The sequence below is a fragment of the Halorubrum trapanicum genome (assembly GCF_002355655.1).
Classification (GTDB): Archaea; Halobacteriota; Halobacteria; order Halobacteriales; family Haloferacaceae; genus Halorubrum; species Halorubrum trapanicum_A.
This window is the reverse complement of record NZ_AP017569.1, coordinates 2149403-2160955: the sequence shown is the minus strand read 5'-3', so window position 1 is coordinate 2160955 and position 11553 is coordinate 2149403. Positions and strand designations below refer to the sequence as shown.

General features: G+C 71.0%; 14 protein-coding genes. 7 read left to right on the top strand and 7 right to left on the bottom strand.

The window, feature by feature from the left end; genetic code table 11:
- Positions 1-37 precede the first annotated feature (37 nt).
- The 4 genes from CPZ01_RS10510 (at position 38) to CPZ01_RS15470 (ending at position 1766) form a co-directional block, all read left to right on the top strand.
- A complete protein-coding gene (locus tag CPZ01_RS10510; protein ID WP_096394833.1) occupies positions 38-400 on the top strand; it encodes an Hsp20/alpha crystallin family protein in 363 nt (120 codons plus the stop codon).
- Between the two features lie 177 nt (positions 401-577).
- Complete coding sequence (gene deoC, locus CPZ01_RS10505) at positions 578-1216, top strand: deoxyribose-phosphate aldolase (protein ID WP_096394831.1); 639 nt, start codon at positions 578-580, stop codon at positions 1214-1216.
- Between the two features lie 74 nt (positions 1217-1290).
- Positions 1291-1518, top strand: coding sequence for a hypothetical protein (locus CPZ01_RS10500; RefSeq protein WP_096394829.1), 228 nt, complete (start codon positions 1291-1293; stop codon positions 1516-1518).
- A 71-nt stretch (positions 1519-1589) separates the two neighbouring features.
- A complete protein-coding gene (locus tag CPZ01_RS15470) occupies positions 1590-1766 on the top strand; it encodes a hypothetical protein (protein ID WP_172863956.1) in 177 nt (58 codons plus the stop codon).
- 34 nt (positions 1767-1800) lie between these two features.
- Here CPZ01_RS15470 and CPZ01_RS10495 read toward each other — a convergent pair whose 3' ends face one another.
- From CPZ01_RS10495 to CPZ01_RS10480, 4 genes are all read right to left on the bottom strand, one after another.
- Positions 1801-2634: an ABC transporter ATP-binding protein gene (locus CPZ01_RS10495; RefSeq protein ID WP_096394827.1), complete on the bottom strand. Its 834-nt coding sequence runs from the start codon at positions 2632-2634 to the stop codon at positions 1801-1803.
- Positions 2622-3425, bottom strand: coding sequence for an ABC transporter permease (locus tag CPZ01_RS10490; RefSeq protein WP_096394825.1), 804 nt, complete (start codon positions 3423-3425; stop codon positions 2622-2624). The genes CPZ01_RS10495 and CPZ01_RS10490 overlap by 13 nt, the downstream gene beginning before the upstream one ends.
- Positions 3425-4453 carry an ABC transporter substrate-binding protein gene (locus tag CPZ01_RS10485; RefSeq protein WP_096394823.1) on the bottom strand — a complete coding sequence of 343 codons (1029 nt, stop codon included), beginning with the start codon at positions 4451-4453 and terminating at the stop codon, positions 3425-3427. The genes CPZ01_RS10490 and CPZ01_RS10485 overlap by 1 nt, the downstream gene beginning before the upstream one ends.
- 264 nt (positions 4454-4717) lie before the next feature.
- Positions 4718-4939, bottom strand: a complete 222-nt coding sequence (locus CPZ01_RS10480; RefSeq protein ID WP_017344002.1) for a hypothetical protein — start codon at positions 4937-4939, stop codon at positions 4718-4720.
- Between the two features lie 160 nt (positions 4940-5099).
- Between CPZ01_RS10480 and CPZ01_RS10475 the strand changes: the two genes are divergently transcribed.
- The gene (locus CPZ01_RS10475) at positions 5100-5948 is read left to right on the top strand and encodes an SDR family NAD(P)-dependent oxidoreductase (RefSeq protein ID WP_172863955.1); all 849 of its coding nucleotides are present in this window, start codon (positions 5100-5102) and stop codon (positions 5946-5948) included.
- Between the two features lie 34 nt (positions 5949-5982).
- On the opposite strand, the gene CPZ01_RS10470 is transcribed toward CPZ01_RS10475, so the two are convergent.
- From CPZ01_RS10470 to CPZ01_RS10460, 3 genes are all read right to left on the bottom strand, one after another.
- Complete coding sequence (locus tag CPZ01_RS10470; protein ID WP_096394821.1) at positions 5983-6567, bottom strand: PadR family transcriptional regulator; 585 nt, start codon at positions 6565-6567, stop codon at positions 5983-5985.
- A 127-nt stretch (positions 6568-6694) separates the two neighbouring features.
- Complete coding sequence (locus CPZ01_RS10465) at positions 6695-7534, bottom strand: ABC transporter permease subunit (RefSeq protein ID WP_096394819.1); 840 nt, start codon at positions 7532-7534, stop codon at positions 6695-6697.
- Positions 7531-8541, bottom strand: a complete 1011-nt coding sequence (locus tag CPZ01_RS10460; RefSeq protein ID WP_096394817.1) for an ABC transporter ATP-binding protein — start codon at positions 8539-8541, stop codon at positions 7531-7533. The genes CPZ01_RS10465 and CPZ01_RS10460 overlap by 4 nt, the downstream gene beginning before the upstream one ends.
- Positions 8542-8736: 195 nt before the next feature.
- Here CPZ01_RS10460 and CPZ01_RS10455 point away from each other — a divergent pair, with 195 nt between their 5' ends.
- Together CPZ01_RS10455 and CPZ01_RS10450 are read left to right on the top strand one after the other, a co-directional pair.
- Entirely contained in the window at positions 8737-10407 is a 1671-nt protein-coding gene (locus CPZ01_RS10455; RefSeq protein WP_096394815.1) for a heme-binding protein, read from the top strand.
- Positions 10408-11030: 623 nt separating this feature from the next.
- Positions 11031-11495, top strand: coding sequence for a universal stress protein (locus CPZ01_RS10450; protein WP_096394813.1), 465 nt, complete (start codon positions 11031-11033; stop codon positions 11493-11495).
- The last annotated feature ends 58 nt before the right edge of the window (positions 11496-11553 follow it).

Sequence of the window (11553 nt, the reverse complement as noted above, 5' to 3'; positions counted from 1 at the left end):
ATAGTTGTGACTGAGTTCGAGGTGGTCAGCAATTCCCATGCTCGAACCGGCGAACACGTGGACGCAGGGAACCGACTTCCCGAGCCGACTGTTCGAATCCGGTAGCAACGACTACGAACTGTACGAGGAGGACGGCGAGTTCGTCCTCTCGGTCGAGCTCCCTGGGTTCGACCCCGCGGAGATCACCGCCTCGTGGAACGACGGCGTGCTCAACGTCGCCGGCGAACACGAGGACGAGCGCCGCGGGACCCGCCGGACGTACCACCGGCGGTTCCGTTTCCCGAAGGCGATCGACGAGGACGGCATCGAGGCCGAGTACCGGAACGGCATCCTGACGGTCCGGCTCCCCGTGACCGTCGAGGGCGCCGTCTCCGGCACGGAGATCGAGATCGAGGGCTGACCTCGGCCCGCCCGCCCCGACCGACCGGCACCGCGCCGGTCGCTCCCTCCCTTCCGCCGTTTTCGCTCGAACGCCCTCGTTTTCGCTCGAACGCCCCCGTTTTTTCGCCGCCGATCCGTACCGAGCCGCGCGCGTCGACCCCGCACGCCTTTTACCGCCCGCCGCCACGGAGGAGGCATGAACCGCGAGGAGTTCGCCGCCAGCATCGACCACACCGTCCTCGGTCCCGAGACGACCCCGGCCGACGTGCGGACCGTTCTCGACGAGGCCGCCGCCCGCGGGATGAACGCCTGCATCCCGCCGTGTTACGTCGCCGAGGCGGTCGCGTACGAACGCGACCCCGAGGCGATCGCCACCGTGGTCGGGTTCCCGCACGGCCAGCACGCCCCCGGGGTCAAGCGCGACGAGGCGGTCGCGGCGTGGGAGGCGGGCGCCGACGAGATCGACCTCGTGATCAACGTCGGCCGGCTGAAGGCGGGCGACGACGGCGCCGTCGCCGACGAGCTCGCCGACGTCGTCGCGGCCGTCCCCGTCCCGGTGAAGGTTATCATCGAGACCGCGCTGCTCGACGACGCCGAGAAGCGCCGCGCCTGCGAGGCCGCGGTCGCCGCCGACGCCGACATGGTGAAGACCTCGACGGGCTTCGCCGACGGCGGCGCGACGGTCGCCGACGTGGAGCTGATGAGCGAGTACCTCCCGGTGAAGGCCTCCGGCGGCGTCGGCTCCTACGAGGAGGCGATAGAGATGCTCGACGCGGGCGCGGTCCGGATCGGCGCCTCCTCCGGCGTCGAAATCGTCGAGGGCTACCCGGAGTGACGGCCGGGGTCGCCGTTCTCCGAAGCTGGGAATTCCACTGGGCCGATTTATAAATGGAGCGCGTACTACGGGGTATGAGCCATCAACGGGGATCGCAACGCTTCGACCTCGACGCGGCGTTCAAGGCGTTCGGCGCGGTCGGCATCGCCATCTCGCTCGCGCTCATCGTGGGCGTGTTCGCGCTGACCGACCCGTTCGGCGACTACGTCACCGCGTCGCCCGCCGTCTTCGGCACCCTTCTCTCCGTCGCGCTCGTCGTCGCGGTCGGCTACACGACGTACGCGCTCCGGCGCCGACAGTAGCCGGGCACATACCGCCGGCGTTCGACCGCGCGGCCGGGGGACATAAACCGCTCGCGGGCGGACGGTTTCGCATGACCGACGAGTCGACCGACGAGGCGGTAGAACGCTTCCTCGACCGAGCCGCGGCCGCGCTCGACGACTACGACGAGGGGTACGCCGACGCGGACGCGACGCTGGCGACGCTGCGCACCCACGTCGACGAGCTGTCCGCGAGCGTCGAGGAGAGCGGAGACGACGGGGAATCGTAGCCGGAGCGGCCGCGGGAGAGCGCCGTCGGATCCGCTACGGCCCGGCCCCGATCAGCTCTCGCACGCGGCCGACGTACTCCGCGAACGCGGCGTCGCCGCGCTCGCGCGGGCGCTCGGCGTCGACGTCGACGATCTCGCGGACGCGTCCCGGGTCGGCGGCCATCACGACGATCCGGTCCGCGAGCGTCACCGCCTCCGCGACGTCGTGCGTGACGAAGAGGACCGTCTTCCCTGTCGAGGCCCACACGTCGAGCAGCTCCCGCTGGAGCATCTCGCGGGTCTGGGCGTCGACCGCGCCGAACGGCTCGTCCATTAGCAGGAGGCTCGGGTCGACGGCGAGCGACCGGGCGATGGCGACGCGCTGTTTCATCCCGCCGGACAGCGACTTCGGGTAGGCGTCGCGGAACTCCGTCAGGCCGACCAAATCGAGCATCTCGTCGACCCGCGCCTCGCGCTCGGCCGGCGAGCGGCCGCTCCGTTCGAGGCCGAATCCGACGTTCTCCGCGACCGTCAGCCACGGGAACAGGTGGTACTCCTGGAACACCACGCCCATGTCCGTCGTCGGGCCCGTGACCTCGGTGCCGTCGAGCAGGACGCGACCGTCGGTCGCCTCGGTGAGCCCGGCCACGATCCGGAACAGCGTCGTCTTCCCGCAGCCAGACGGGCCGACGAGACAGACGAACTCCCCGTCCGCGACCGAGAAGGAGACGTCGTCGAGCGCGCGCACCGCGCCGCCGTCCCCGTCACCGGGGTACGTCTTCCCGACCCCGTCGAGGGCGACGCTCGCCGCCTCGGGGGCAAGAGGCGACTCGCCGGCCGCGGACGATCCCGCTGACTCGCTCACGTCGTCGCCGTTCACGCCCGCCACGCTAACGCCCTCCGTTCGACCGCGCGGAACGCCACGTCGACGAGCAGGTACATCAGGCTCAACACGAGGATGTACGCGATCGCCCGGTCGACGCGGAGGTTGTTGCTGGCGCGGATGATCTCGCGGCCGACCCCGGGGACGCCGAAGATCTCCGAGGCGACGACGAGCATCCAACACCGTCCCAGTCCCGTCCGGATCCCGGTCAGGATCCCCGGCATCGACGCCGGCAGCACGATCGACCGGACCGCGTCGAGGTCGCTCCGGACCCCCAGCGTCCGGCCCACGTCGAGGAGATCCTCGCTCACGCCCTCGACGGCGCCGTACGCCGCGTAGAAGTTGATCCAGAACGCGCCGACCGCGATAATGAACGCGGCGCCCCAGTCGTTGATCCCGAACCACGCGATGGCGAACCCGATGAGCGCGAGCGGCGGCACCGGGCGCAGCGTCCGGACGAGCGGCGCGGTCAGGTCGTCGAGCAGGCGGCTCCAGCCGAACGCGACGCCCGCGGCCACGCCGAGGCCGGTCCCGGCGAGCGTGCCCGGGACCCAGTGCTGGACGCTCTGGTACAGCGCCGCCGTCATGTCGCCCGAGGCGAGTTCGCTCGCGAACGCCCCGGCGACCGCGACGGGAGAGGGAAGGACGAACGGGTCCTGCGTCAGCGAGACGGCGTGCCAGACGACGAGGAACGCCGCGACCCCGACGGCCCCGCGGAGCAGCCGGCGGCCGTCGCCGAGCCCGACGCCCGCGGACGCGTCGCCCTCCGCGACCGGCGATGCGGTTTCGGTCGCCATCAGAGGGAGTCGTACACCTCCAGATCGAAGATCGCGTCGTTCGACAGCTGCTCGTCGATCTGGCCGTTACCGGCCGCGAACTCCGAGAACACCTGCGTCGCGTCCGTGATCTTGTTGGGGTCGGTGATGAAGTTCGACAGCGGGGAGTCGAGCGCGTCCCGCGCGCGGTCGGTCGGCATCCCGATCCCCTCGTTGACGTGCGCGGCGGTCGCGTCCGGGTTCTCGCCGATGAACTCGGTCGCGCGGACGTGCCCTTCGAGGAACTGCGCCGCGAGCGGAGAGTCGCGCACCGCGTCGCTCATCAGGGTGACCGCGGCGGGCTGGCCGGGAAGGACCTCCGCGGCGGTCCGGAGCATCGTCACCGAGGAGCCCTCGGCCTGCGCGATGGTCGGCACCGGCTCCATGATGGAGGTGCCGTCGATCTCGTCGTTGGCGATCGCCTGCCAGACCGAACTCGCGCCGCTGATCTCGAGGATCTCCACCGCGTCGTTCTCGGCGGGGTCGACGCCGACGTCGCGGAGCCAGTAGCGCAGGAGGACGTCGGGGACGCTCCCCTGCGGGAACGTGCCGAAGGTGAACGGCTCCCCCCGCTCTTCCTCCCACGTCGCGAACGCGTCGCCGCCCTCGGCCTCGAACGTCTCGTGGAACGACTCCTCCGCCATGATGCCCATCGGCTCCTGGATGTTCGCGGCGGTCACCTGCGCGGCGATGCCGCGGTCGATCGCGATCATCGCGGGGACGATCCCGAACATCGCGATATCGATGTCACCCCCGCCGAGCGCCTGAACGATGTCCGGGCCGTTGCTGAACTCCTGCCCGGTGACCTCGGCGTCGATCTCCGAGAAGTACCCCTCGCCCTCCATCACGTACCACTGGAGGTCCGGGTAGATCGGCATGTGCGCGACCGTCAGCTCGTCGAGTCCGCCGCCACTGCCGCCGCCGAGACAGCCGGCGAGGCCGACCGTCGCGGTTCCGCCCGCTGCCGCGAGGAACGACCGCCGCGACGCTGTCCGCGTAGATTCGTACATACACACGGAAGCGGCTCCGCGGGCAACACCCTCGCGTCACCAGCAACGGAAGCGCGTTCCGGTGACATCGATGAATCCGGAATTCGGAGCCTCTCGGGACTGAACACTGATTTTAAGGGGTATTTCGGAGCAAAGCACGTCATCGAACAACGCAATTGTTGCTGGTGTATTCCGCCGCATCGCGCGTCGTCGTTCTCGGTCGCGCGGCGCGTGTGCGGGAGTCGGTCAGCGGGCGACCCGGTCACCCGAATCGGGCGTGCGGTCTCACGGCCGCTCGGTCGCGTCCTCGTCGAACAGCCCGAGATCCTCGGCGACGAGGTCGGCGAGGCGGTCTTTGATCGCCGGGTCGACCTCGGCGACGGACTCGCCGTCGTGTTTCTGGGCGTTGTGTTTCTCGAGCGCGTCCGCGAGGTCGTCGAGCGGCACGCGGGTCTCCGTCTCGCACTCGTCGCACACGATCGGGACGGACGGCTCGTCGGTGGACATTACGCCGACAATCGCCCGTGGCGGATATATGCCTTCGGGCGTCGCGGGCGGGGTCGGCGCCGCGCTCCGACCGGGACGCCGATCCGGGCCGGGACTCCGGTCCGCGCCCGCGGACGCCGAGAACCGCCACCGTCTACTGGCCGCGCCGCGAACTTCCGGCATGTACGTTCTCGTGACGGGGGCGGCGGGCGGGATCGGCGGGGGCGTCGCTCGTTCGCTCGCGGCCGCCGGCCACGACGTCCTCGGCGCCGACCGCGACGCGGACGGGCTCGCCGCCCTGCCCGACGCGGTCGAGACCGCCGTGGTCGACCTCCGCGACGAGGACGCCGTCCGCGACCTGCTGGCGGACCGTCCCCTCGACGCCGTCGTCTCCTGCGTCGGCGGCTACGAGATCGCGGCGGTCGAGGACACCTCGGCCGCGTCGTTCCGGCGACAGCTGGAGACGAATCTGACCGCGGTCCACGCGACCGTCTCCGCGGCGCTCCCGTCGCTGCGCGAGCGCGGCGGGCGGATCGTCGTCGTCGGGTCGATGGTCGGGTCGGTGGCGCTGCCGTACCACGGGGCGTACAGCGCCGCGAAGGCCGGGCTGGACGGCTACGTCGACGCCTTGCGGCGCGAGGTCGCGCCCCGCGGGATCGACGTCGCGCTGGTCGAACCCGGGCCGGTCCCGACCGGGTTCAACGAGCGGGCCGCGGCGGCGGTCGTGAGTGCGGGCGGCGAGGAGGCGAGCGGCGCGAGAGAGGGCGACGAGGACGCGAGCGGCGCGGGCCCCTACGCCGACACCTACCGCGCGTTCGAGGGGTACTCCCCGGCCGCCACAGACGTCGAGACGGTCGTCGAACGCGTGGTGACCGCGACGACCGCGGACCGACCGCGGACGCGCTACCGGGTGAGTCGCCGGGCGCGGTGGCTGCCCCGCCTCGCGCGCGTCCTCCCCGACCGGCTGTACGACCGGCTCGTGCGCGCCGGGCTTCCCGGCGGGCTCCTGTGGCGGCTGCTCCACCGGTGAGGGACTCGTTCCGCCGCGGGCGGCTCGTCCGGCGTCAGTCGTCGGCCGCGCCGGAGGAGGACTCCTCGACGCCGGACGCCCCCTCCGACTCCTCCGCGTCGGCGGCGTCAGAGCCGTCCGCCGCCGCGTAGAACTCCTCCGGGGAGGCGTCGATCCGCTCGAACTCGCCGAAGTCGCGCTCGTGGTGCCGGATCATCTGCTCGACGATCCACGCGCTGTACCGCTCCGAGTACCCCCAGTCGGCGTCCGCGTCGTCCACCTCGAAGCGGTCGTCGGTGGCGAGCGCGGCGTACAGGTGATAGAAGCCGAGGACGACGTCGCCGAACTCCTTCGCCTCGCCGCCGATCTCGCGGCGCTTCTCCGCCAGTTCCTCGCGGCCCGTGTCGGTGAGCGCGAAGTACTTACGGTCGGGCTCGTCGTCGCGCTCGACGCGCTCGGCGACGCCCTCCTCCTCGAACTTGTAGAGGATCGGGTAGACGGAGCCGTAGGAGGGCTCCCAGTGGCCGCCGCTGATCTCCGTGATCTCGCCGAGCAGCTCGTACCCGTACCGGGGACGCTCGTCGAGCAGCTCCAGCACGAGATACGAGATCAGTCCTTTCGGCGGGCCGCTTTTCCGCATCGTCCACATCTTTCGTGGTCGCGTCGAAAGGGTTTCGGTCACGGCGACTCCGGCCGAACGGCCACGATGAGGGCCGAAAACGGCGATGGTAGAGAGCGACCGCGGCCGAGAGCGACGACGGACCGGGTCAGCTCAGGTCGGCGCGCCGGAAGCCGAGGTACCCGACAGCGAGCGGAACCGCGGCCCACGCGACCATGACCGCGAGGAACACGACGGGGCTGAGGAACGCCGGCGCGGGGCCGCCGGTCGCCGCCGCCACGCCGGCGTCGCCGAGCAGCGTCCGCTGGACGAGCGCGTTGTATGCCCCGGTCGGGCTGAGCCCCCGGACGAGCAGGAACCAGGCGGGCACGTCGGCTCCGGGGAGTCGCCCGGTGACCAGCAGGTGGACGCCGTTCGGGGCGAGGTCCCAGAGGAGCGTCAAGCCGAGGTACGCCGTGATCGCGAGCGTCATCGCCCGGGCCCGCGTCGCCGTGACGGCCGATATCCCGACGGCGATACCGAGGAACGAGACCGCGAGCAGCACCGTCAGCGCCGTCGTCGCGAGGAACGCGGCGACCGGGAGGCCGCCGTAGAGGACCGCCGTGACCGCGCCCGAGATCGCGAACCCCGCGGCGATCCCGGCGGCAACCGCGCCGCCCCGGCCGAAGAACTTCCCGGCGATCACCTCGCCGCGCGACGGCGGGAGCCCGAGCAACACCTTCAGGCTCCCCGACTCGCGCTCGCCGGCGACAGAGAGGTAGGCGGCGATCAGCGCCATGATCGGGACGAGTAGCCCGGCGAACTGCGACGCGCCGCCGATCGCCGCCTCGGGGCCGGCGCCCACGTCCGCCTCGGGGACGAACAGCGGGAGCGCCGCCGACAGGGAGGACATCGCGGCGACGACCGCGACGATCCCCCAGACCACTCGCGACCGGAGGGCGTCCCCGAACTCCTTGCGAGCGATCGTCAGCCGGACGCGCCGGGTCATCGCTCCGCCTCCGCGGGGTCGACGTCGGAACCGCTTCGATCCGGCGTCGACCCGCCGGTATAGGCGCTGAAAAGGTCCTCCAGCGACGATTCCGCGATCGCCACGTCGAGGACCGCGGCCCCGTCCTCGCGCACCCGATCGATGACGCCGACCTTCGCGGCGGCCTCGCCGACGCGCACCCGGATCGTCCGGTCGTCGACCGCGACGTCGTCGACGCCGGCGAGTTCGCCGAGCGTCAGCCGGTCCGGGACGGCGTCGACCGTGAGTGTTACCGTCGAGCCGGTGTCCAGCGCGTCGCGGAGCCCCGCGATGGTGTCGACGGCGACGAGCCGCCCGCGGTCGAGGATCGCGACGCGGTCGCAGACGGCCTCGACCTGACTGAGGATGTGGCTGGAGAAGAACACCGTCTTCCCCCGGTCGGCGTGGTCGCGGGCGATCTCGCGGACGAGGCGGACGCCGTTCGGGTCGAGCCCCGACGACGGCTCGTCGAGGATCAGCACGTCGGGGTCGCCGACGAGCGCGATCGCGAGCGCCAGCCGCTGGGTCATCCCCTTCGAGTAGCCGCCGACCGCGCGGTCGGCGGCCGCGCGGTCGAGGCCGACGCGGTCGAGTAGGTCGTCGACATCGTCGTCGGCGTCCTTCAACGCGATCGCGTACTCCAGGTTCTTTCGCCCGGTCAGCCGGTCGTAGAGCCCGTACCCGTCCGGGAGGATGCCGACCCGCTCGTGGACCGCGCGCGTCTCGGCCTGCGCGTCGTGCCCGAGGACGGTCGCGCTCCCGGCTGACGGGCGGACGTAGTCCATGATCACGTCGATCGTCGTCGACTTCCCGGCGCCGTTCGGCCCGAGGAACCCGAATATCTCGCCGGCGTACACGGTCAGATCGAGGTCGTCGACCGCGAGGACGTCGTCGCCGTAGCGTTTCGTCAGGCCGATCGTTTGAACCGCGATCGACTCGTCGTCGGGTGACGCGGTCGCGTCGTCGGAGGGTGCCGTCTCAGCGGGCATACCGCCCGCAACACGAGGCGTGTACAAAACGCTATGTGAGCGGCGCGCGGGACCCGCGACCGTGGTTCCGTTTCCGGTGCGCGGGACCCGCGACCGTGGTTCCGTTTCCGGTGCGCGGGACCCGCGACCGTGGTTCCGTTTCCGGTGCGCGGGACGACCCGCAAACCCCTAAGTCGCGCGGCCCGAACCCGGCGTATGGTCGAGGCTCCACAGACCGCCGAAGGGTGGTTCTCGCTGCACGACTTCCGCTCGATCGACTGGGACGCCTGGCGCGAGGCGCCCGAGTCCGAGCGGCAGCGAGCGATCGAGGAGGGCGAGGCCTTCCTGAAACACCGCGAACTGGTCGCCGACGCCGACGACGGCGAGTCGGCGCTGTTCTCCGTGCTCGGGCACAAGGCCGACCTCCTCTTCTTACACTTCCGGCCGTCGCTCGACGACCTGTCTTCGATCGAGCGCCGCTTCGAGGACACCGCGCTCGCGAAGTTCACCGAACGGGAGACCTCCTACGTCTCCGTCACCGAGGTGTCCGGGTACGTCTCGGACGACTACTTCGAGGAGGGCGCCGACGCCGTCGACGAGGGGCTCCGCCGCTACATCGAGGGGAAGCTGAAGCCCGACATCCCGGACGAGGAGTACGTCAGCTTCTACCCGATGAGCAAGCGCCGCGGCGAGGAGCACAACTGGTACGACCTGGAGTTCGAGGAGCGCGCCGAGCTGATGGCGGGCCACGGCGAGGTCGGCAAGGAGTACGCGGGCAAGATCAAGCAGGTGATCGCCTCCTCCGTCGGCTTCGACGACCACGAGTGGGGCGTCACGCTGTTCGGCGCCGACCCGACCGACATCAAGGACATCGTCTACGAGATGCGGTTCGACCCCGCCTCCTCGCGGTACGGCGAGTTCGGCGACTTCTACGTCGGCCGCCGGTTCCCGCCGAGCGACCTCGACGCCTTCCTCGCCGGCGAGTCGGTCCCGACCGGGCGCGTTCCGGAGGACGACAGCGCCGGCCACCCCCACGGCGAAGGCGGGCACGGCGACGAGGGGAGCCATCACGGCGAGGGGGGCCATCACGGCAAGGGGGGCCATCACGGCGAAGGCGGGCACGGCGACGACGGCCACGGTCGCGGTGAGGGCCACGACCGCTCGGGCGCGGGCGGCGGCTCCGCCCACGGCGACCACCCCCACGGCGAGGACGGGGGCGGCGGCGAGGGCGACCACCCCCACGGCGAGGGCGACGGCCACGGCGGCGAGGGCGGCCACGGCGGCGGGGGGGACGGGAGTTCCGACGAGGACATCCGCGGCGAGCTCGCCGACCTCGACATCTACGCCGGGAAGCCCCACGGCGAGGACGTGTACGCCACCGTGCTGTACAGCGAGGCCGACGTCGACGAGTTGTTCGACGAGGTCGAGGGGCTGCGCGGCAACTTCGACCACTACGGCACCCACGTCAAGACCGCGGTGTACGAGGGCCGCCACACCGACCGCGCCGCGGTCGTCTCCATCTGGGACACCGCGTCGGCGGCGGAGACCGCGGCCGGCTTCCTCTCCGAGCTGCCCGACATCGTCGCGCGCGCCGGCGAGGAGTCCGGCTTCGGCACGATGGGGATGTTCTACACGGTCAAGCCCGACTACCAGTCGGAGTTCGTCGAGACGTTCGACGACGTCGGCGAGCTGCTGGGGGAGATGGACGGCCACGTCGAGACCGACCTGATGGTGAACGTCGAAGACGAGAACGACATGTTCATCGCCAGCCAGTGGAACGCGAAGGAGGACGCGATGGCCTTCTTCCGCTCCGACGAGTTCTCCGAGACAGTCCAGTGGGGCCGCGACGTGCTCGCCGACCGACCGCGACACGTGTTCTTGGCGTAGCGCGACTGGACGCGCGCAGTCTTTTATAAATACGGCGGGTCTGCGGCGAACGCCGCCAAAGCCCCATCCGCTCACTTATAAATAGTCGATTATGGATCGGCGGCAAACGCCTCCAAAGCCTCAGCCGCTCGTTTATAAATAGTCGACTATGGATCAACGGTGGACACCGCCAAATCACCAACTGCTCGCTTATAAATCGCTGCCGCCGCAGCGGACACAGCCAAAGCCCCAGCCGGCGAGGCGGGCGCACGCTCGTTGCGCGCTTCAGTCGCTCGCGTTGCTCGCTCCTTCCAGTGCTTACGTCGTCATCAGAACGCTCTGCGTTCTGATTGGCTCACGAGAGCTCTGCTCTCGTGAACGCCTGCGCCCGCCTCGCCGACTGCCCCTTTGAGTCCCGCCCCGCACAGCACCGCAGCCTCACACCTCCCCAGCCTCGTCGGCCTCCCTCCGGTCGGCCGACTCCCTCGCGCGTGCGACTCGCGCCCGCTGGGCGCTCGTCGGCACGCGCCACCGCCACGCCCGGTCATTTATAAATAGAATCGTCATCGAATTCACGCCGCTTCGCACCGTCTCCCCTCACCCGACCGCCGGGTTTTAGGTATCGCTGCGGCGAACGGTCGGCCATGTTCGACACCATCGTGGTCGCGACCGACGGCTCCGACAGCGTCCGGCGGGCCGTCTCGGTCGCGGTCGACGTGGCGGCGCGGTTCGACGCCGAGGTCCACGCGGTGTACGTCGTCGACGCCGGCGAGGTGGAGTCGTCGCCGGACAGGGTCCGCGACGACCTCCGCGACGCGCTCGACGACCAGGGACGGGACGCGCTCGACCGCGTCTCCGACGCGGCGCACGACCGCGACGGCGACCTCGACGTCACCATCGAGGTGCGCGAGGGGCGCCCGGCCTCGGAGATCGACACGTACGCCCGGTCGGTCGACGCCGACCTCGTCGCGATGGGCACGCGGGGCCGCCACGGCGAGAACCGCTTCCTCATCGGCTCCGTCGCCGAGCGCGTCGTCCGGACCTGCCCGGTGCCGGTGCTGACGGTGCGACAGCTGACCGACGAGGACCCGCGGCGGACGACGATCTGAGCGGTCGCGGAGGTCGGCGGCCGCCGAACGCGACGCTGACGCCCCGCGACCGCCCCGA

Bases quoted from the DNA above. Each gene is read 5' to 3' on its own strand.
- CPZ01_RS10455 (WP_096394815.1), top strand. From the start codon at position 8,737: ATGGTCGAGGCTCCACAGACCGCCGAAGGGTGGTTCTCGCTGCACGAC.
- CPZ01_RS10485 (WP_096394823.1), bottom strand. From the start codon at position 4,453: ATGTACGAATCTACGCGGACAGCGTCGCGGCGGTCGTTCCTCGCGGCA.
- CPZ01_RS10465 (WP_096394819.1), bottom strand. From the start codon at position 7,534: ATGACCCGGCGCGTCCGGCTGACGATCGCTCGCAAGGAGTTCGGGGAC.
- CPZ01_RS10510 (WP_096394833.1), top strand. From the start codon at position 38: ATGCTCGAACCGGCGAACACGTGGACGCAGGGAACCGACTTCCCGAGC.
- CPZ01_RS10460 (WP_096394817.1), bottom strand. From the start codon at position 8,541: ATGCCCGCTGAGACGGCACCCTCCGACGACGCGACCGCGTCACCCGAC.
- CPZ01_RS10475 (WP_172863955.1), top strand. From the start codon at position 5,100: ATGTACGTTCTCGTGACGGGGGCGGCGGGCGGGATCGGCGGGGGCGTC.
- CPZ01_RS10480 (WP_017344002.1), bottom strand. From the start codon at position 4,939: ATGTCCACCGACGAGCCGTCCGTCCCGATCGTGTGCGACGAGTGCGAG.
- CPZ01_RS10450 (WP_096394813.1), top strand. From the start codon at position 11,031: ATGTTCGACACCATCGTGGTCGCGACCGACGGCTCCGACAGCGTCCGG.
- CPZ01_RS10500 (WP_096394829.1), top strand. From the start codon at position 1,291: ATGAGCCATCAACGGGGATCGCAACGCTTCGACCTCGACGCGGCGTTC.
- deoC (WP_096394831.1), top strand. From the start codon at position 578: ATGAACCGCGAGGAGTTCGCCGCCAGCATCGACCACACCGTCCTCGGT.
- CPZ01_RS15470 (WP_172863956.1), top strand. From the start codon at position 1,590: ATGACCGACGAGTCGACCGACGAGGCGGTAGAACGCTTCCTCGACCGA.
- CPZ01_RS10470 (WP_096394821.1), bottom strand. From the start codon at position 6,567: ATGCGGAAAAGCGGCCCGCCGAAAGGACTGATCTCGTATCTCGTGCTG.
- CPZ01_RS10490 (WP_096394825.1), bottom strand. From the start codon at position 3,425: ATGGCGACCGAAACCGCATCGCCGGTCGCGGAGGGCGACGCGTCCGCG.